The organism is Nocardiopsis akebiae, assembly GCF_018316795.1.
GTDB lineage: Bacteria > Actinomycetota > Actinomycetes > Streptosporangiales > Streptosporangiaceae > Nocardiopsis > Nocardiopsis dassonvillei.
On the sequence record NZ_CP074132.1, the window covers coordinates 3303104 to 3322273 of the forward strand.

15 protein-coding genes are annotated in these 19170 nt (G+C 74.6%); 10 read left to right on the forward strand and 5 right to left on the reverse strand.

From position 1 onward, the window contains the following. The first annotated feature begins 168 nt into the window (after nucleotides 1–168). The 4 genes from KGD83_RS14185 to KGD83_RS14200 all read left to right on the forward strand — a co-directional run bounded on the left by KGD83_RS14185 (nucleotide 169) and on the right by KGD83_RS14200 (nucleotide 5795). On the forward strand, nucleotides 169–2067 hold the full coding sequence (locus KGD83_RS14185; RefSeq protein ID WP_212639669.1) for a S9 family peptidase: 1899 nt from the start codon (nucleotides 169–171) through the stop codon (nucleotides 2065–2067). Nucleotides 2068–2549: 482 nt separating this feature from the next. Continuing rightward, nucleotides 2550–3551 (forward strand): C40 family peptidase, encoded by a 1002-nt coding sequence (locus KGD83_RS14190; RefSeq protein WP_212639670.1) that lies wholly within the window; start codon nucleotides 2550–2552, stop codon nucleotides 3549–3551. Nucleotides 3552–3749: 198 nt separating this feature from the next. Beyond that, the gene (locus KGD83_RS14195) at nucleotides 3750–3923 is read left to right on the forward strand and encodes a hypothetical protein (protein ID WP_212639671.1); all 174 of its coding nucleotides are present in this window, start codon (nucleotides 3750–3752) and stop codon (nucleotides 3921–3923) included. 201 nt (nucleotides 3924–4124) lie between these two features. Next, a complete protein-coding gene (locus KGD83_RS14200; protein ID WP_212639672.1) occupies nucleotides 4125–5795 on the forward strand; it encodes a glycosyltransferase in 1671 nt (556 codons plus the stop codon). A 250-nt stretch (nucleotides 5796–6045) separates the two neighbouring features. Here the strand turns inward: KGD83_RS14200 and pstS are convergent, their stop codons facing one another. Continuing rightward, nucleotides 6046–7194, reverse strand: coding sequence for a phosphate ABC transporter substrate-binding protein PstS (gene pstS, locus KGD83_RS14205; RefSeq protein WP_212639673.1), 1149 nt, complete (start codon nucleotides 7192–7194; stop codon nucleotides 6046–6048). A 213-nt stretch (nucleotides 7195–7407) separates the two neighbouring features. Here pstS and treY point away from each other — a divergent pair, with 213 nt between their 5' ends. The 4 genes from treY to KGD83_RS14225 all read left to right on the forward strand — a co-directional run bounded on the left by treY (nucleotide 7408) and on the right by KGD83_RS14225 (nucleotide 13574). Further along, on the forward strand, nucleotides 7408–9792 hold the full coding sequence (gene treY / locus KGD83_RS14210) for a malto-oligosyltrehalose synthase (protein WP_212639674.1): 2385 nt from the start codon (nucleotides 7408–7410) through the stop codon (nucleotides 9790–9792). A 55-nt stretch (nucleotides 9793–9847) separates the two neighbouring features. Beyond that, nucleotides 9848–10735 carry a putative RNA methyltransferase gene (locus KGD83_RS14215; RefSeq protein ID WP_212639675.1) on the forward strand — a complete coding sequence of 296 codons (888 nt, stop codon included), beginning with the start codon at nucleotides 9848–9850 and terminating at the stop codon, nucleotides 10733–10735. Nucleotides 10736–10807: 72 nt separating this feature from the next. Next, on the forward strand, nucleotides 10808–12637 hold the full coding sequence (gene treZ, locus KGD83_RS14220) for a malto-oligosyltrehalose trehalohydrolase (RefSeq protein WP_212639676.1): 1830 nt from the start codon (nucleotides 10808–10810) through the stop codon (nucleotides 12635–12637). A gap of 112 nt (nucleotides 12638–12749) precedes the next feature. Further along, complete coding sequence (locus KGD83_RS14225; protein ID WP_212639677.1) at nucleotides 12750–13574, forward strand: alpha/beta fold hydrolase; 825 nt, start codon at nucleotides 12750–12752, stop codon at nucleotides 13572–13574. A gap of 15 nt (nucleotides 13575–13589) precedes the next feature. Here the strand turns inward: KGD83_RS14225 and erm are convergent, their stop codons facing one another. Continuing rightward, nucleotides 13590–14390 (reverse strand): ErmE/ErmH/ErmO/ErmR family 23S rRNA (adenine(2058)-N(6))-methyltransferase, encoded by an 801-nt coding sequence (gene erm / locus KGD83_RS14230; protein ID WP_212639678.1) that lies wholly within the window; start codon nucleotides 14388–14390, stop codon nucleotides 13590–13592. A gap of 534 nt (nucleotides 14391–14924) precedes the next feature. On the opposite strand from erm, the gene KGD83_RS14235 reads away from it, so the two are divergent. Continuing rightward, entirely contained in the window at nucleotides 14925–15623 is a 699-nt protein-coding gene (locus tag KGD83_RS14235) for a class I SAM-dependent DNA methyltransferase (RefSeq protein WP_212639679.1), read from the forward strand. Between the two features lie 106 nt (nucleotides 15624–15729). Here the strand turns inward: KGD83_RS14235 and KGD83_RS14240 are convergent, their stop codons facing one another. Next, nucleotides 15730–16491, reverse strand: coding sequence for a phosphotransferase (locus KGD83_RS14240; RefSeq protein ID WP_212639680.1), 762 nt, complete (start codon nucleotides 16489–16491; stop codon nucleotides 15730–15732). A 44-nt stretch (nucleotides 16492–16535) separates the two neighbouring features. Next, complete coding sequence (locus KGD83_RS14245; protein WP_212644424.1) at nucleotides 16536–17771, reverse strand: MFS transporter; 1236 nt, start codon at nucleotides 17769–17771, stop codon at nucleotides 16536–16538. A 136-nt stretch (nucleotides 17772–17907) separates the two neighbouring features. Between KGD83_RS14245 and KGD83_RS14250 the strand changes: the two genes are divergently transcribed. Beyond that, nucleotides 17908–18459: an ArsR/SmtB family transcription factor gene (locus tag KGD83_RS14250; RefSeq protein ID WP_212639681.1), complete on the forward strand. Its 552-nt coding sequence runs from the start codon at nucleotides 17908–17910 to the stop codon at nucleotides 18457–18459. Nucleotides 18460–18506: 47 nt separating this feature from the next. Here the strand turns inward: KGD83_RS14250 and KGD83_RS14255 are convergent, their stop codons facing one another. Beyond that, complete coding sequence (locus KGD83_RS14255; protein ID WP_249351859.1) at nucleotides 18507–19079, reverse strand: pyridoxamine 5'-phosphate oxidase family protein; 573 nt, start codon at nucleotides 19077–19079, stop codon at nucleotides 18507–18509. Nucleotides 19080–19170: the final 91 nt, after the last annotated feature.

Consider the following 19170-nt stretch of genomic DNA (forward strand, 5'->3'; position numbering starts at 1 on the left):
CGTGGGGTGTTCTCCGGACCGGAGCGCTGACCCCGTCTTCGAACGGCGGCGTCCGTGACGCGGCCCGACCGTTCCCGGCACGCGGTGGTCCCGAACGACGGGTCCACCGCCAAGCGAAAAGGAGGGGGCGGTCACGGCGCTCCCCGCGCCGGGACGGCCATCCGTTGTATGAAACCTGCTGACATCGTCCATCTGCACAGCATCGGCGCGCCCACCCTGTCCCCCGACGGCCGCCGCGCGGTCTTCGCCGTGACCCGCCCGGACCTGGAGGAGGACGCCTACCTGGGCTCCCTGTGGTCCGTGCCCACCGACGGCTCCGCGCCGCCCGCCCGGCTCACCCGGGGCACCAGGGACAACGGCCCGGTGTTCTCCCCCGACGGTCGGTGGATCGCCTTCCTGCGCCCCGACGAGGACAAGCGCCCGCAGATCCACGTCCTGCCCGCCGACGGCGGCGAGCCCTGGAAGATCACCTCCCACCCGCTGGGCGCGGGCGCCCCCCGCTGGAGCCCGGACTCCACCCGGATCGCCTACACCGCGCGCGTCCCCGAGGCCGACCGCTACGTGGGCCGCGAGCCGGGCAAGGAGCCGCCCCGGCGCATCACGCAGCTCAAGTACCGGCTGGACGACCTCGGCTTCGCCAACGACCGGCGCACGCACGTGTTCGTCTCCGCGCCCCTGGACCCCTCGGGTGAGGCGGGGGAGCCGGTCCGGGTGACCCGGGGCGACTTCGAGCACCGGTCCGTGACCTGGAGACCCGACGGCGCCGAACTGGTCTTCGCCGCCGCGCGCCACGCCACCCGCGACACCGACCTGGTGGAGGACCTGTGGGCGTGCGCTCCGGAGGAGGGCGCCGAGCCGCGCCGGGTCACGGCCGGGAACCTGGACGCCGCGGGGAGCGACTTCTCCGGGGACGGCGCCACCGTCTACTTCCTCGGTGACGAGCTCGGCCCCGACCTCGACGACTTCGTGGGTCAGACCAGCGCCCTGTGGTCGGTGCCCGCCGACGCATCGGCGGCGCCCGTCCGGCTGACCCCCGCCCAGAACCCGCGGATGGCCGGGGCCCCCAAGGCCACCGAGCGCGGCCTGCTCGGCCTGGCGGAGAACCGGGGCGCGGTGGACTTGGTCCTGGTGCCCTTCGGGGGCGGCGAGCCCGAGACGGTCGTCGGCGGCCCGGTGCAGGTCCAGTCCTTCGACAGCGCGGGCGGCGTCACCGTCGCTGTGGTAGCCGACGGCCGCAGCAGCGGGGAACTGGTCGTGGTCGGCGACGGGGGCACACGGGCGCTCACGGAGTTCGCCGGCGCCCTGGACCCCCTGCCGATGAGGGAGCTGACGGCCCACACCGCCGACGGCTACCCCGTGCACGGGTGGGTCACCGTGCCCGAGGGTGAGGGTCCGCACCCGGTGGTGCTGATGATCCACGGCGGTCCCTTCGCCCAGTACGGCCACCAGCTCTTCGACGAGACGCAGGTCTACGCCGCGGCCGGGTACGCCGTGGTGATGTGCAATCCGCGCGGCTCCTCGGGCTACGGGCACGAGCACGGCCGGGCCGTCATCGGCTCGGTGGGCGCGACCACCGCCATCGACGTGCTGGCCTTCCTGGACGCGGCGCTGGAGGACGAGCGGCTGGACTCCTCGCGGGTGGGCGTCATGGGCGGGTCCCACGGCGGGTTCATGACCACCTGGATCGCCGCCCACCACGGGGAGCGGTTCCGGGCTGCGATCAGCGAGCGCGCGGTCAACGCCATCGAGAGCTTCCACGGCTCCTCCGACATCGGCTCGTTCTTCCCCGGACCGCTGTACGGGCCGCCGCAGACCTGGGCCAAGGAGAGTCCGCTCACCTACGCCGACCGCATCCACGTCCCGTTCCTGATCATCCACTCCGAGGAGGACTGGCGCTGCCCGGTGGAGCAGGCGCAGCGCCTGTTCGTGGCGTTGAAGCTGCGCGGCCGGGAGGTGGAGATGCTGCTCTTCCCCGCTGAGGGGCACGAGCTGTCGCGCTCGGGCCTGCCCAGCCACCGCGTCGCCCGCTTCGAGGCGGTCCTGGACTGGTGGCAGCGACACCTGTGACGCGTGCCGGGGCGGGGTCCGTCCCCGCCCCCTTCCGGTGGTTCGCGTGATACACACCACTTTTTTGGCGGGCTTTGCCCAGTTTTGGGTTGTCCTCAAAGGGGACAAATAGTGCCCGTCACGCCCGCTCGGGCGGGCTTTTCGGCCCTCTTGTTATGGAACCGCTGGTCAGAGGGTTGCCCAAGGGGAGGTAACGAAAGGGTCGCGACCGGTTCCGGTGGTGGATTAGTGTTCCCTCAGGCCGGAACGCCCCCGTTAGTCACCACAAGGGTGACGGCGTCCGGTTTCCGTCGCACTCTCGCTCACGAGCAGTCCTTTCCCATGAGCAGAGGCCAACGCAGAACTCCGGCACACCTCCCTCGGCCCCCTCGAGCGCCGCCCGCCGGGATCCCCCTCACCGCGTTCCCACGCGCCCTCACCCGGGCGCGTCCTCGGGATGCCCTGCGCTGGTAGGCGGGTGTGGGAGAAAGGCAGTCGGTCCCTTGACTCGCAACCCCGAGCCCGGAAGGCGCAGCAGGCGCCGTGTCGCGACGGTCGGCTGCGCCACCCTGGGCGCCGTCGTCCTGTCCTCGGGCGTGGCCTTCGCCGAGCCCACCGCAGAGGAGGCCCGCGAACGCTACGAGCAGCTCCAGGAGGAGCTCTCGACCCTGAACGAGGCCTACAACCAGGCCGAGGAGGACCACGCGGCCGCCGAGGCCGAGCTGGAGGAGGTCGAGGAGCAGCTCGCCAGGGCCCAGGAGGAACTGGAGACCATGTCCGACACGGTCGCCGGGATCGCCCAGACCGCCTACACCGGGTCCACGCACAGCCTCTTCACGGTCCTGTTCCGGGGCGACCCGGACGCGTCGCTGCAGAACATCGCCGACCTGAACTTCCTGTCCATGGGTCAGGACGCCGTCCTGGACGACTACGTCGCCCAGGTGGAGCGCGCCGAGGGCCTGCGGGACCAGGCCGCCGAGTCGGAGGCCGACGCCTCCACCGCGCTCTCCGAGGCCGAGACGGCCAAGGAGGAGGGCGAGGCCGCCCTGGACGAGCAGTCCGAGGTCCTGGAGAGCCTGGACGGGCAGGACCCGACCGCCTCCGAGGCCTCCACGGGCGGCGGCGAGGCCGTCGCGGCCTCCGGCGACGTCCAGGCCGTCTTGGACTTCGCCCGCGCCCAGATCGGCAAGCCCTACGTCTGGGGCGGTACCGGCCCCGACGGCTACGACTGCTCGGGCCTGGTCCAGGCCGCGTGGGCCCAGGCGGGGGTCAACCTGCCCCGCACGACCTACGACCAGGTCAACGCCGGCACCCGGATCTCGCGCGACGAGGTCCAGCCCGGGGACCTGCTGTTCTTCTACAGCGAGTCCTCACCCAGCCACGTGGGGATCTACTCCGGCAACGGCAACATGATCCACGGCTCCAACCCGTCCAAGCCGCTGGAGGAGGTCTCCCTGGCCGCCTACTGGGACAGCGTCTTCACCGTCGCCGTCCGCGTCGGCTAGCGGACCGGCCTGAACCGTCGCCCGTGTGACGCGAGGGCTGCGGCCCGCGACGGCCTGGTGCTCACGGCCGGTGCCGACGCATCGGACGCGCCGTGGGTGCAAGGCCGCGCCGGAGGGGGCCGAACAGCGCGCCCTTCCCGGAAGCGGGGCGGGGCCGCGGGTTCCGGCCGGCGGTGCGCTCCGCGTATTCTTCCGCCCATGGGACGTCTCGTGTTCAGGGTCGCGGCCGCGGTCGCGGTCGTCATCGCCTTCTTCTGGCTCCTGTCCGTGGTGGTCGGCCTCCTGATCTGGCTTCTGATGGCCGCCCTGCTCGTGGGCGTGGTCTGCCTCGGCGTCCGGATGCTCAGGGCGCAGGGCGGCCGGGACCGCTGACCGCGCACCCGCTGTCGGGGGCGCGCCGCCGGAACCCGTGCGGCGCGCTCCCGTCCGTGTGCCCGGTCCGTTCGCCGCGGACCCGTTTCCTGACACATGGGCGAAGGCCTCCGCGGTGGAGCCGAGCGAGGGTATGGTTACTATGTGTCACTGAATAAGCACGTAGGGTCTCATGTTGACGGAGTGTCTCACCGTGGCCGGGTGGAACGCGTCCTCACCCGCGTCTTCCGCAACGACTGGAGTGCGCTGACACCGCCCGACATCGGACGCTGGACCCCCGACCTGCGGGTCAGCGTCGTCATCCCGGCGCGCGGCGGGCAGCGCCGCCTCGACCTCGCCCTGGCCTCACTGGCCGCGCAGACCTACCCCGAGGACCTGATGGAGGTCGTGGTCGTGGACGACCACTCCTCTCCTGCGCTGCGCCTGCCCGAACTGCGCCCCGCCCACTGCCGCGTCCTGACCGTCCCCGACGGCGGCTGGGGCGCCGGGTACGCCCGCGCCTACGGCGCCCACTCCAGCACCGGTGACGTCCTGCTGTGGATGGACTCCGACATGGTGGTGTGCCGCGAGTTCGTCGAGGCCCAGGCGCGCTGGCACCACGTCCACGCCGAGGCCGTCACGCTCGGCCGGGTCCGCTTCGCCGACACCGGGCCCCAGAGCCCCACCGACGTCCTGGCCCTGGCACGCACCGACGCCCTGCACACCGCCCTGGACACCGGCCGCCACCACGCGTGGGTCGAGCGCGTCCTCACCGGGAGCGACGGCCTGCGCGACGCCGACCACCTGGGCTTCCACGCCTACGTCGGCGCTGCGGCGGCCGTGCGCCGCAGCCTGTACGAGGCCGCCGGGGGAGTGGACCCCGACCTCGACCTGGGCCAGGACACCGAGTTCGGCTACCGCCTCTGGCAGGCGGGCGCCGTCCTGCTGCCCGAACCCGCCGCCACCGGCTGGCACGTGGGCCGCGCGGGCACCGCGCGCACCCGGCTGCCCTCCGAACGCTTCCGCACCGAGGTCCTCGCCGAGTTCATGCCGCACCCGCACGCCTACCGCGAGCGGGTGCCGGCCCATCGGCGCCGCATCCCGCTCGTGCACGCCGTGGTCGAGGTCTCCGGTGCGCCCTACGACCTGGTCCGCGGCTGCGTGGACCGGCTTCTGGACAGCGCCGAGACCGACCTGGCCCTGACCCTGGTCGCCGACTGGGACGGTGCCGAGGAGGGCGGCACCGCCGTGCACGGGGCGCGGCGGCTGCGGGCGGTGGACGGCCGGGCCCGGCGCGACATCGGCGGACCCCATCTTGACCTGCGGCTGATCCAGGCCAACTACCTGCGCGAACCCCGGATCTCCTTCGCCACGTCCGCGCCCCGCACCGGGTTCCCCTCACCGTTCCTGCTCCAGGTCCCGGTCTCCTGGGGACTGGGACAGGTGGCCCTGTCGCGCCTGCTGGCCAGCGCCGAGCGCGCCCGCGCGGGGCTCACCGAACTCTTCCCGGCCGCCTCGCCCACCCGCGACGCCGGGGTGCGGCTGTGGCGCACCCGCGCGCTGGCCCGGGCCCTGCGGGTCCGCGAGGAGGACGAGGACCTGGGCGACGTGGTCGCCGCCCTGCACGGCCGCTACCGGATCCACGCCGGGGAGGAGACGCTGACCGACCTGTCGCTGTACCGTTCGGTGCCGCCGCCCCCGCGCACCGAACCCGAACCGGCGGAGGTGGCCGCCCCCTCCCCGAGGCCCGGGACGGAGGAGCGCCCGGCGGGGGAGGGCGGCACACGGGAGCACGAGACGGGGCGGGAGCCCACCGGCGCCGCGCGGTCCGGCGGCTGGCTGCGCTCGGGATGGGCGCGGGCCCGCCGGAGGCTGCGCCGCGAGCGCGGCTGACCGCCTCCCGGGGTCCGACCGCGACCGGGCAGATGGGGGAAGACATCGACCCGGAGAGCGGGCGGACCCCGCCGAGCGCCCCCGCATCCCGGGGATGACCGAGGGCGATGCGGCCGGTACTCAAGGTACCCGACGCCGTGCGTGCGACGGGCACGCCGCCGAGGCGGCGTGCCCGTGACGTCCGTTCCCGCGGTTCGGGCGGCCCGGGACCGGCCGGACCGCGGGGTCGCCGCCGCGCGGGCGGAACCGCTCAGCTGACGGCGGCGATCGACTCCAGGAGCTTCTCGCGCAGGGCGTCGCTGACCGGGGCCGACCCGGTCTCCTCGGAGGCGGCCGACTGCCCCTCCGGGCTCACCACGTAGCGCAGGAAGGACTTGGCCCGCTCGGCCTGGCCGTCGTCGGGGTAGTCCAGGCACACGACCTCGTAGCTGACCAGGACCAGCGGGTAGCTGCCCGCCTCGGTCGTGCCGTAGTTCAGGTCCAGAGCCAGGTCGTACTCGCTGGGGTTGTCCTCGCGCTGCGGGGACTCGGCGACCACCTGGGCGGCGGCCTCGGGGGAGATCTCCACGAACTCGCCGCCGACGCCGATGTCCACCGTGGACATGCCGTGCACGTGCGACATCTCCACGTAGCCGATGGACCCCTCGGCCCGCTCGACCGTGTCGGCGATACCGCTGTTGCCCTGCGCCGACTCGCGCGGGGTGAGCGGCCACTGCCCGCTCGGCTCGTGTGGCCAGGCGTCGGGCGCCGCAGCGCTGAGGTAGTTGGCGAAGTTCTCCGTGGTGCCCGAGTCGTCGGAGCGGTTGACCGGGGTGATCGCCATGTCCGGCAGGTCCGCGTCCGGGTTGTCCTCGGCGATCTCGGGGTCGTTCCACCGGGTGATCTCCTGGTCGAAGATCTTGGCCAGCGTCTGCGGGCGCAGGTTCAGCGAGTCCACGCCCTCCAGGTTGAACACCACCGCGATCGGGATCACGTAGGCGGGCAGGTTGATCACGTCCGAGCCGCCGCACCGCTCCCCGGCGTCGGCGTTCTCGTCCGGGTCCATCGCCGCGTCGGTACCTGCGAAGGCCACCGCGCCGTCGATGAACTGGCTGCGCCCGCCGCCCGAGCCGATCGAGTTGTAGTAGACGCGCGCGTCGTCGCAGGCGGACTGGTAACCGGCGATCCAGGTCGTCATCGCGTTCTCCTGGGCGCTGGAACCGGCCCCCGAGAGGCTGCCGGAGAAGCACTCCAGGCCCTCGGGAACCTCCGGCGCGGCGCTGTCCGGAACGGCCTGGTCGCTGCCGCAGGCGGTCACTGCCAGCAGCAGGCCGGCCAGCGCGGCCGACGCTGAGACTCCCCTGGAGGCTCCGCCGTGGCGGAGGACGCCGGTCTTGGTGCGCTTGTTGGACGGGAGCACGACTGCTTCTATCCCCTTCGTCGGTGTCGGTGGTCCTGGTCTGCGTTCACCGCCGCGCGTCCCCGAACGGGAGCGTCGTCGCTGGTGATGGAGCACCGCCGAAGAATTTAACCATCGGCGGACCACCACCCCCAAGGCGGCCCCGTGTGGCATGGCGCTCACGCGGACCGGCGTGCATGACACGCGGACGGTACGGGCACGGGTAGATGCGTGATGAGCACGCACGACACGTCCACCGCTCCGACGTCAACCTACCGCCTCCAGCTGCGCCCCGGCTTCACCCTGGAGGACGCCGCGGACCTGCTCGACTACCTGGACCGGCTGGGAACCGGGGCGGTCTACCTGTCCCCGGTACTCGCCGCCGCGCCGGGCTCCCAGCACGGCTACGACGTGGTCGACCCCACCCGGGTCTCGCCCGAACTGGGCGGGGACGCCGCCCGCGAGGCACTGGCCGCCAAGGCGCACGAGCTGGGCATGGGCGTGGTCGCCGACATCGTCCCCAACCACATGTCCGTGGTGCGCGCCGACGCCAACCGCTGGTGGTGGGACGTCCTCGCCCACGGCCGGGACTCGGTGTACGCGCGCTGCTTCGACATCGACTTCGACGCCGGACCCGTGCTCATCCCCGTGCTGGGCGACGACGGCGACGGCGGACGGGCCGCCCTGTCCGACCTCGTCCTCGCCGACGGCTGCCTGGCCTACCACGACAAGCGCTACCCGCTCGCCCCCGGCACCCACGAGCCCGGCGACTCCGTCGAGGCGGTGCACGAACGCCAGCACTACCGGCTGGTGTCCTGGCGGCGCGGCGACGGCGAACTCACCTACCGCCGCTTCTTCGACGTGAGCGAGCTGGCCGCCGTGCGGGTGGAGGAACCCGGTGTCTTCGACGCCACCCACGCCGAGATCCTGCGCTGGGCCGAGCTCGGCCAGCTCGACGGTCTGCGGGTGGACCACGTGGACGGGCTCACCGACCCCGGCGGCTACCTGCGCCGCCTCGCCGAGCGCTTCGGCGGCTGGGTCGTGGTGGAGAAGATCCTCGCCCCCGGCGAGAGCCTGCCGCAGTCCTGGCCGGTCGCCGGAACCACCGGGTACGACGCCCTGCGCGAGCTCTGCGGCGTGTTCGTCGACCCCTCCGGGGAGGCCGATCTCACCACCCTCGCCCTCGACCAGGGGGTGGAGGTGGACGTCGCCGAGGCCGACCTGCGGGCCCGCCGACAAGCCGCCGCCGAGCTGCTGCGCACCGAGGTGCGGCGGATCGCGGCCCTGCTGCCGCCCCGGCCCGAACGCGGACGGGAGGCGCCCTCGCCCGACGCGGTGCGCCGCCGCGAGGAGGCCGTGGCCGAGCTGCTGTGCGCCTTCGACGTGTACCGCTCCTACCTGCCCGAGGGCGAGCGCGACTGGGCCCGGGCGGTGGAGACCGCCGTGGAGCACCGCCCCGACCTGGCCCACGACCTGGAGGCCATCGACCTGCGGGTGCGCCGCGACCCCCGGGGCGAGGCCGCTCGGCGCATCCAGCAGACCAGCGGGATGGTCGTGGCCATGGGCACCGAGAACACGGCCTTCTACCGCACCACCAGGTTCGTCGCCCTCAACGAGGTGGGCGGGGACCCCGCCGACTTCGCCGTCGCACCGCTCGAGTTCCACGACGGCGCGGCCCGCCGCGAGGCCGCCCGGCCGCACACCATGACCGCCCTGTCCACGCACGACACCAAGCGCTCCGAGGACGTGCGCGCCCGTCTGGCCGCCCTGTCGGAGGTGGCCGAACCCTTCGCCGAGGCCGTGCGCCGCTGGACCGGGCGGTGCGCCCTGCCCGAACCCGCGCTCAACCTCCTGGGGTGGCAGACCCTGGTCGGCGCCTGGCCCATCGGGGAGGACCGCCTGGCCGACTACCTGCTCAAGGCCGCCCGTGAGGCGCGGCTGGGCACCTCCTGGACCGAACCGGACCCCGACTTCGAGGACCGCGTCCGCTCCTGGCCCGCGCGGGTGCTGGGCGACATGACCCTGCGCGGGGAGGTGGCCTCCGTGGTGGAGTCGGTGCGCGAGGCCGGATGGAGCAACTCCCTGGGCCAGAAGGCCGTGCAGCTGCTCGGCCCGGGAGTCCCGGACCTGTACCAGGGCACCGAGCTGTGGGACCTGTCCCTGGTCGACCCCGACAACCGCAGGCCCGTGGACCACCAGGCCCGCGCGGACCTGTTGACCCGGATCGAGGACGGCTGGCGCCCGCCGGTGGACGCCACCGGCGCGGCCAAGCTCCACCTGGTCCGCGCGTGCCTGCGCGCGCGCCGCGACCTGCGCCCCACGGGTTACCTGCCGCTCACCGCCTCCGGTCCGGCCCGGGACCACGCCCTGGCCTTCGCGCGGACCTCGGCCGGAGCCGACCGGCCCGACCTGGCGGTGGTCGCCACCCGGCTGCCGATCGGGCTGTCCGACGCGGGGGGCTGGGCGGACACGGTCTTGGCGCTGCCCTCGGGGCCGGGGACCTGGACCGACCGGCTCACGGGCCGGGCCGTGGCGCCCGACAGCGCCGACGGGCTCACCCTGGCGCACCTGGCCCAGGTCCTCGACCGGTACCCGGTGGCTGTCCTGACCCGGGAGTGAGGGGAGCCCCGGTCGCGGCCGGCGGTGCGCGGCGGCGGGTAGGCTTGCCGCGATCATGGCGCGTACCGACATCCCACACACCACCGGCCCCAGGTTGCGCATGCCCGCGGCCGTCGCGGCGGCCCTGGCCTGCCCCACCTGCGGCAACGGGCTCGACCCGGTCGAGCGCGGGCTCTCCTGCGGCGCCGGGCACAGCTTCAACGTGGCCAGGGAGGGGTACGCGAGCCTGCTCACCGGAGCCACGCCGCCCGGGACCGGGGACAGCCGGGAGATGGTCGCCGACCGCCTCCGGTTCCAGGAGGCGGGGCACCACGACCCGATCTCCGACGCCCTGGCCACCTCCCTGGCCCGCGAGCTCACCGCGCCCGCGCCCCTGGTCGCCGACATCGGCGGCGGTACCGGGCGCCACCTGACCCGGGTGCTGGAGTCCCTGCCCAACGCCGTGGGGCTGACCGCCGACGCCTCCAAGTTCGCCGCCCGCAAGGCGGCCAGGGCGCACGAGCGCGGCGGCGCCGTGACCGCCGACGCCTGGCGGGGCCTGCCGCTGCGCGACGGCTCCGCCAACGCCCTGCTCAACGTGTTCGCGCCGCGCAACGCCGCCGAGTTCCACCGCGTCCTGCGCGCCGACGGGGTGCTGCTGGTCCTCGTGCCCGCCGCCGACCACCTCGCCGAACTGCGCGGACCGCTGGGCCTGCTGGAGGTGGACCCGCGCAAGGACGAGCGCCTCGCCGACTCGCTGCACGGGCACTTCGCCCCCGCCGAGGCCGAGGACCTGCGCTTCACCATGGACCTGGACCGCGCCGACGCCGCGACCGTCGTCGGCATGGGACCCAGCGCCCGCCACATCGACGCCGGGGACCTGCGCGCCCGCATCGCCGCCCTGCCCGAACCCGTGGCCGTCACGGCCTCGGTGCGCCTGCACGTCTACCGCCCGCTCCGCTGAGCGAAACGGGCAGGTCCGGGCAACACCGGCAGCCGCGGATGGCGGGCGGGCGAGCCGGGTAGACCACCCTGCGTGAACCGAGCCCAGACCACCCCGACCACGTCCGACGCCCTCGCCGCCCCCGCCGTCCCGGGTGTCGGCGTCCGCGGCGACTTCGCCGTGTGGGCGCCCCACCGCGAACGCGTCCGCCTGCGCCTGTACGGCACGGCACAGCGCGAAGGCGCCGCGGATCGCGACGTCCCCATGCGGCGCGACGACGACGGCTGGTGGCGCGTCCGCGTCGAGGACGCCGGGCCCGGCACCGAGTACGCCTACCTCCTGGACCACGACCCACAGCCCCTGCCCGACCCCCGCTCGCTCCACCAGCCCCACGGCGTCCACGGCCCCAGCCGCGTTTACGACCACGCCGCCTTCGCCTGGACCGACGCCGACTGGACCGGGCGTCCCCTCGCGGGCGCCGTCGTCTACGAACTCCACGTGGGCACCTTCACCCCCCAGGGCACCCTCGCCGCCGTCGCCGACCGCCTCGACCACCTGGTCGACCTCGGCGTCACCCACGTCGAACTCATGCCGGTCAACGCCTTCGACGGCACCCACGGCTGGGGCTACGACGGCGTCCTGTGGGCGGCCGTCCACGACCCCTACGGCGGCCCCGACGCCCTCAAGGCCCTCGTCGACGCCTGCCACCGCCGCGGCCTGGCCGTCCTGCTCGACGTGGTCTACAACCACCTCGGCCCCTCGGGCGCCTACATGCCCCGCTTCGGCCCCTACTTCCGCGGCGAGAACGTCTGGGGACCCTCCCTCAACCTGGACGGCCCCGACTCCGATCCCGTCCGCCGCGCGGTCCTGGACAACGCCCTGGACTGGCTGCGCCACTACCACCTGGACGGACTGCGCCTGGACGCCGTGCACGCCCTGCGCGACGACCGCGCCACCCCGCTGCTGGCCGGACTCGCCGAGGAGGTGGAGGCCCTCGCCGCCGCCCTGAACCGGCCGCTGTCCCTGGTCGCCGAGTCCGACCGCAACGACCCCCGCACCGTCCTGCCCCGCGAGGCGGGCGGCCTGGGCATGACCGCCCAGTGGTCCGACGACCTCCACCACGCCCTGCACGTCGCCCTCACCGGGGAGACGCACGGCTACTACGCCGACTTCGCCGACCCCGGGGCGCTGCCCGCCGCGCTCACCCGCGCGTTCTGGCACGCGGGCACCCGCTCCAGCTTCCGCGGCCGCACCCACGGCGCGCCCGTGGACACCGCGCGCGTCCCCGGCAGCCGCTTCCTGGCCTACCTGAGCACCCACGACCAGATCGGCAACCGGGCCAGGGGCGACCGCATGGGCGAACACCTCTCCCCGGGCCTGCTCGCCTGCGGCGCCGCGCTGGTGCTGTGCTCCCCCTACACCCCCATGATCTTCATGGGGGAGGAGTGGGGGGCCGCCACGCCCTGGCCGTTCTTCGCCTCCTTCACCGATCCAGACCTGGTCAGGGGCGTGCGCGAGGGCCGCCGCCGCGAGTTCGCCGCGCTGGGGTGGGCCGAGGAGGAGATACCCGACCCCATGGACCCGGCCACCCGCGACGGCGCCGTTCTGGACTGGTCCGAGCCCGGACGCGAACCGCACGGGCTGGTCCTGGACACCTACCGGGCGCTCATCGCCCTGCGGCGCGTGGAACCGGAACTGTCCGACCCGCGCCTGGACCGCTCCGCAGTCGAGGCGGGCGGCGGCGGACGCCAGCTCGTCCTGGTCCGGGGGGACCTGCGCGTGGTGTGCAATCTGGACGCCCACGGCGCCGAGGTTGAGCTGGACGCGGCCCCGCGCGAACTCCTGCTCGCCAACGGCGAGCCCAGGACCGCGGGGAGCACCGTCACCGTGCCGGGGGAGTGCTTCGCCGTCCTGAGGGTGTGAGCAGCGCGGGGCGGGGCCCGCCCCGCGCGCGGACCCGCTCCGGAGCACCGGAACGTCACCGCGACCCCCTAGCCTCGGTACGGCCCGCGACCCCTTGACGGAAAGGCACCACATGAGCGGCGACGCCTGGACCCTCGACCGGAGCTTCGAGGCGCCCAACGGAACCGTGCGCTGGACCCGGTCCGGGGACGGGGATCCGGTCGTGCTGCTGCACGGCACGCCCTTCTCCTCCCACGTCTGGCGCCACGTCGCCCGCGCCCTGAGCGCCCGGTACACCGTCCACGTGTGGGACATGCCCGGCTACGGGGCCTCGGCCAAGCACGAGGGGCAGGACGTGTCGCTGGCCGCCCAGCAGGCCGCGTTCACCGCCCTGCTCGACCACTGGGGGCTGGAGCGCCCGGCCGTGGTGGCGCACGACTTCGGCGGCGCGGTGGCCCTGCGCTCGGCCGTCCTGGACGGGGCGGCCTACGACCGCCTCGCCCTGGTCGACGCGGTCAGCGTCCGACCCTGGGGCAGCGACTTCTTCCGCCTGGTCAACGCCAACGCCGACGTGTTCGCCGCGCTGCCCCCGCACCTGCACGAGGCGCTGGTGCGCGCCTACGTCTCCTCGGCCGCGCACCGCGAGCCCCGCCCCGGCGTCCTGGACGCGCTCGTGCGCCCCTGGCTGGGCGAGGACGGGCAGCCCGCGTTCTACCGGCAGATCGCCCAGGCCGACGAGCGCTACACCGCCGAGGTCGAGGACGCCTACGCCGACCTGGACCTGCCGGTGCTGGTGGTGTGGGGCGGGGAGGACACCTGGCTGCCCCTCGACCGCGGCCGACGGCTCGCCGCCGCGATCCCCGGGGCGCGGCTGCGCGTCCTGCCCGGGGCCGGGCACCTCGTCCAGGAGGACGCACCGGCCGAGCTGACCGCCGCCCTCCTGGACTTCCTGGGCTGAGGGCGCCCGGGCCGTTCAGTCCTCCAGCGCCCGGAAGACCTCCAGCCACTGCCCCGGGGCCACGTGGCCGACGGGGACGCGGGCCGAGATCCCGGCCCGGGCCAGCGCCCGGTCCACCCGCCGGGCGGGGTGGGCGCGGCGCAGCGACGCGCCCAGCGATCCGCCCGCGCCCCCGAAGCCCAGCTCGACCAGGCGCCGGTAGCCGCTCATCCGCCCCGGGTCCACCAGGGGCGTCCGGCGCCTGCGCAGCACCAGGATGCCCGAATCCACCCGGGGCGCCGGCCGGAACCGCTGCCGGTCGATCCGCCCGGCCAGCGACCACGACCACTCCGGCCAGGTCAGTACCGTCAACCGGCTCCACCGCCCGAACCCGCCGGTGCGCTTGCGCGCGTACTCCAGCTGGGTGACGAGGGTGGCCGAGGCCAGGCCCCGCGCGTCCAGACACCAGCGCACGATGTCCGCGGTGCGCGCGTAGGGGATGTTGCCCACCAGGTGGAACTCGCCCCGCGGCGGGCGCACCCGGGTGAAGTCGGCCCGCACCACCCGCACCCCGCTCGCGGGGTCGCGGTAGCGCGCGGAGAGCCGTTCGGCCAGGCGCGGGTCGATCTCGTAGGCCAGGACCCGGCGGGCGGCCGGGGCCAGGAAGCGGGTGAGGGCGCCCTCACCCGGTCCCACCTCCACCACCAGATCGGCGGGGCCGATCCCGGACACCGCCACCACGCGGCGTGCGGCGCCCGGGTCGGCGAGGAAGTTCTGGGAGAAGCGGCGCCGGTTGTCACCGGCACCCGTGCGACGGGAGCGTTCGGTACGTGCCACGGAAGGTCCGTTCCAGCCACCCTGCGGTGGCCGACGGGGACGGGCGGCACGGACGGGCGCGCCACACGGCGCGCGACAGCGCGAAAGGGGGTCCGGGCAGCCCGTCCGAGGGAAGAAGGGACGCGACTGTGCCTGGACCGGAGGGTCACACGGGAAGGAGGAGGCGTCGTCCGCGGTCGTCGCCGCACGGCGGCGTGCGGCGCACCCCTCCCGAGCCGTCCGAGCACGCGGTGGGGGGCACGCGAGCGGAGCGGAGGGGGTGCGTGGCTCCCGGCGGGTCGGACGGACCCCGCTTGCGGGGTCCGCGGCGGCCGGGACGGCGGACTACCGGCCCAGGCGCGGGGACCGGGGCCGGACGACGCGGGTGTGGCAGCTCACCGGCCAGGCGTGGGCCCGGCGGACGATCGCCTGGAAGCAGCACATGGCGAACAACCTAGAAGCCCTCGCACGTCGGCGGCAACCGGTTTTCCCGGCTGCGGACCCGCCCGAAAAAGGGTTCGCCCTCCCCGGGCCGACCACGCCATACTCGCCCCCATGCCCGACTTCGCGGACTTCGACGCCCGCCACTACCGCACCGTCGACGTGACCACCGGCTACGACGGCTGGTCGAGCACCTACGAGGACTCCGTCCTGGACGCCATGGACCTCGCACTCCTGGACGGCCTGGCCGTCCCCGACTGGTCGGCCGTCGCCCGCGCCGCCGACCTGGGATGCGGTACCGGTCGCACCGGTGCGTGGCTGCGCGGCCGCGGGGTCGGGCGCGTGGACGGCGTCGACCTCAGCTCCGGCATGCTGGCGCTGGCCGACAGGCGCGGCGCCCATGACAGCCTCACCCGGGGCGACGTGCGCGACACCGGCCTGCCCGGCGCCGCCTACGACCTGGTCATCGCCTCCCTGATCGACGAGCACCTGCCGGACCTGGCGCCCTTCTACGCCGAGGCCCGGCGGCTGGTCCGGCCCGGGGGGACGTGCGTGCTGGTCGCCTACCACCCGCAGTTCTCGATGGTCTCGGGGATGCCGACCCACTACACCGACGCCTCCGGCGAGGACATCGCCATCGCCACCCACGTCCACCTCATCAGCGACCACGTGCGCGCCGCCTCGGCCGCGGGGTGGCGGCTGGCCGAGATGGCGGAGGGCACCGTGGACGACACCTGGGTGGCGGCCAAGCCAAAGTGGGAGAGGTTCCGGGGCCACCCGATCTCGGCGGCCTTCGTGTGGACCGCTCCCTAGGGCCCGGCTCCGGCGGGCCCGGGGCGCCCGTGCGCCCGCCGTGTCCCGGAGTGCGCAGGGGGCGCGCTCGCGTCCATGAGGCGCGAGGCGGCACGCGGGGCCGCCGTCAGCCCAGCAGCGCCTCCCGCCACAGCTGGCGGTTGCGCCCCACGTACTCCGACGCCGGTCCCCAGTGGTCGGCGTGCCCCTCGGTGTACAGGCGCGCCCACGGCTGCTCGCCCGTCCTCGCGCCCTCCGTCAGCAGGTCGTACATGCCGCGCACGCGTTGCAGGACCGCGTCGGGCAGCTCGCGGCGCTGGGCCGCGTCGCACCCGTACCCGTCGGCCAGGGCGCGCAGCCGCCGCGCGTCGCGCCGGGGGTCCCCGCCCTCGTGCAGCGGCACGAAACCGTGCGCGGCGTATCCGAGGTCGCCCATGCGCGTACCCGGTCCGGCGCCGTCCCAGTCCACGAAGGTCCAGGCGTCGCCGTCGCGCACCAGGTTCCACGGCGCCAGGTCGTTGTGGCAGACGAGTTCCTCGCGCTCGTGCGGGATGGGCACCTCCCACACCGGTTCCTCGTGGGGCCGGTACCCGGCGGTCAGGTCGTGGAGGCGGCGGATCATCCCGCCCAGCCGACGCAGCTCCCCCGGCGTCATCGGCGCCATCCGGTCCGCCATCGTCCCCGGCACGTACCCGAGCACCTGGCGGCCCCGTTCGTCCCTGCCGACCGCGGGAGGGGACGCCTCGTAGCCGTGCGCGTGCAGGTACGTGAGCAGGAGCAGCACGGAAGGGGAGGAGCGCCGCCACGGTTTGCGCACGGTCCGGCCCACGCGCACCACCCGGTCGGCGACGTTGCCGCCCTCCAGGACCTCTTCCTCGGGTGGGGTCATGGTCCCCCATGCTTCACCGCGCGGCCGGGGGAGTACACCGGTTTTCACCGGTCCCCGAGGGCCTCCCGGCCCTCGTCGGCCCGCTGCTCCGCGGCGGCCAGGGACGCGTCGTCCAACCTGGCCAGTCCGGCGAGCAGGCCCAGGCAAAGCAGCCCCATGGAGGCGAACACCCAGGTCAGTCCGAGGAACTCCGCGAGGAGGCCGCCCGCGGCCGCGCCCAGCGGCATGGTGCCCCAGGCCAGCAGCCGGTAGGCGCTGTTCACCCGGCCGAGCAGGGGATCGGGGGTGATCCGCTGGCGCAGCGACACCGTGACCACGTTCCACACCGCGATCCCCAGCCCGCCCGCGAAGAAGCCCGCCGCGACCGGGACGGGGTCGGCGGTCAGCGCGGGCAGGCCCACGAGCACGGCGAAGGTGAGCACGCAGGCCCGCAGCGCCCGGGTGCGTCCCAGCAGTCGCTCGATCCGCCCGGCGCCCAGGGCGCCGATCACGCTGCCCGCGGCGACGGCGGTCATGAGCAGGCCGTAGGCGGGCTCGGACAGGCCCATGGGCGAGTCGGGGCCCACCGCGAAGAGCACGAAGACGGTGAAGGCCGCGTTGCTGGCGAAGTTGCTGGCTCCCACCATCGCCGCGAACGAGCGCAGGATCCGGTCGCGCCACAGGAAGCGCAGCCCCTCGGCGATGTCGGCGCGCAGGGTCGCGGGCGCGGCCCGCCCGGTCCGGAACCGCCCGCGCACCAGCAGCAGCGCGCCCACCGCGACCAGCCACAGCGACGCCGGGGCGGTGAAGGCCGCCGCCGCGCCCACCGCCACCAACAGGCCGCCGAGCGGAGGCCCGAGGAACTGGTTCGCGGTCAGCTCGGCGGCGTGCAGCCGACCGTTGGCCCGGGGGAGCCGGTCGCGGCCGACCAGCTGGGGCAGGATCGACTGGGCCGAGGTGTCGTAGAGGGTCTCGGTGACCCCGACGCACAGCGCCACCGCGTACAGCAGCCAGACCGAGCCCAGGTCCAGGGCCAGGGACAGCGCCAGGACGCCGAGCAGCAGCGCCCGGGCGAGGTTGGCGCCGAGCATCGTCCGGCGCCGGTCGAGCCGGTCGGCCAGGGCGCCCGCCGGGAGCGCGAAGAACAGCCACGGTAGGGTCAGCGCGAACGTCACCCCGGCTATGAGGGCGGGGGAGTCGGTGAAGCGCAGCGCCACCAGCGGCAGTGCCGTCTTCAGCACGCCGTCGGCGAGGTTGGACAGGGCGGAGGAGGTCCACAGGTTCCAGAAGGCGGCGCCCATCGGCGCGGCGCGCGGGCGAGGCGGCGGAGGGGGAGGGGTGTGCGGGGGGCCGGTGTCCGTCATGCGGTCGAGAATGACAGATCGATTGATGAAACTCAATCGATTGTCGGAAACCGACCGTTGTTACCCTCAGGACATGGGAGAACCGGAACAGAGCGGGACCGCCCGCAGCCCGCGCACGCGACGACCGGCCACGGTCCAGGAGGCCAAGGCCCTGGCCCACCCGCTGCGGGTGCGCATCCTGCGGCTCTGCCTGACCCGGGAGCTCACCAACAAGGAGCTGGCCGACCGTCTGGAGGTCACCCCGGGCACGGTCCTCTACCACGTCCGCCAGCTCGTGGACGCGGGCCTGCTGCTGCCCGCGCCGGTGCGCACCGGAACCAGCGGCGCGCTGGAGAAGCCCTACCGCGCCACCGGGGAGACCTGGTGGCTGGACGGCCCCCTTCTGGACACCGACGCCGGTTCCGCCGTCGCGCCGGTGGAGGCCTTCCAGCAGGAGCTGCGCGAGGCCGGACCGGAGTCGGTGCGCACCTACTCCCGCTTCGTGCTGCACCTGTCCGACGAGGACGTGTCGGAGCTGGACCGCCGCATCGTCGCCGTCCTGGACGAGTACGTGGCCACCGAGGACCAGCGCGCGGACCGGCCCCTCTACTCCGGCGCGTTCCTGCTGCACCGACCCGCCGACTGACCGCCGCGCGGGCCGCGCGGCGGCGGGTTCCTGGCCCGGCCGCCGGGTCAGCGCCGGTGGATCTGCCGTCCGCTCAGCCTGCCGGGCGTGATCCTCAGGACCTGGTCGCGCGCCCCCTCGGCCCAGGGCCGGGGCAGGCCGCCCTGCGGCAGCCGCGCCAGCTCGGCCGCGTCGCGGATCCACGCGCACGGCCCGCTGGCCAGCACGCTCCACCCCTCGCGGCGCTCCTCGTCGAGGCTGTCCACCTGGAAGGCGGCGTATCCGCGCGCGTGGCGCATGATGGTCCCGGCCAGCGTGGAGCGGAACACGATGCCGCCGTCGACCATCGCGTAGTTCACCGGCAGCACCGTGGGCGCCGCGTCCCCCTCGATAGTGAAGGCCACGCGTCCGATGTCGCGCGTGGCCAGCAGGTTGAAGCAGGTCTGGCGCTCCAGGACGGTGAAGTTGGCCCCGTCGTCGCCCTCGATGATGTCTGCGCCCTCCAGCAGCTCCTGCCCGTCGGCGAGGCGGTCGGTCCCCGCGTACTCGTCGGACGGTCCCCGCTGCTCCGGCGGCGCGACCGGTCCCGTGACCGACACCGGCGGCGGTCTCATCCGGTCGGCGCCCTCTGATCCAGCCATCGCCAGCTCCCCCGAGAAGAGTGCCCCCGTGTCCTTCCTCCGCCCCGGCGCGGTTCGCGGGCCCGGGGACGCGGCCCGCGCGCCGTCGGCG

Coding starts and splice junctions, on each gene's coding strand:
- KGD83_RS14185 (WP_212639669.1), top strand. CDS start 169: ATGAAACCTGCTGACATCGTCCATCTGCACAGCATCGGCGCGCCCACC.
- KGD83_RS14195 (WP_212639671.1), top strand. CDS start 3,750: ATGGGACGTCTCGTGTTCAGGGTCGCGGCCGCGGTCGCGGTCGTCATC.
- treY (WP_212639674.1), top strand. CDS start 7,408: ATGAGCACGCACGACACGTCCACCGCTCCGACGTCAACCTACCGCCTC.
- KGD83_RS14215 (WP_212639675.1), top strand. CDS start 9,848: ATGGCGCGTACCGACATCCCACACACCACCGGCCCCAGGTTGCGCATG.
- KGD83_RS14225 (WP_212639677.1), top strand. CDS start 12,750: ATGAGCGGCGACGCCTGGACCCTCGACCGGAGCTTCGAGGCGCCCAAC.
- KGD83_RS14235 (WP_212639679.1), top strand. CDS start 14,925: ATGCCCGACTTCGCGGACTTCGACGCCCGCCACTACCGCACCGTCGAC.
- KGD83_RS14240 (WP_212639680.1), bottom strand. CDS start 16,491: ATGACCCCACCCGAGGAAGAGGTCCTGGAGGGCGGCAACGTCGCCGAC.
- KGD83_RS14245 (WP_212644424.1), bottom strand. CDS start 17,771: ATGGGCGCCGCCTTCTGGAACCTGTGGACCTCCTCCGCCCTGTCCAAC.
- KGD83_RS14250 (WP_212639681.1), top strand. CDS start 17,908: ATGGGAGAACCGGAACAGAGCGGGACCGCCCGCAGCCCGCGCACGCGA.
- KGD83_RS14255 (WP_249351859.1), bottom strand. CDS start 19,079: ATGGCTGGATCAGAGGGCGCCGACCGGATGAGACCGCCGCCGGTGTCG.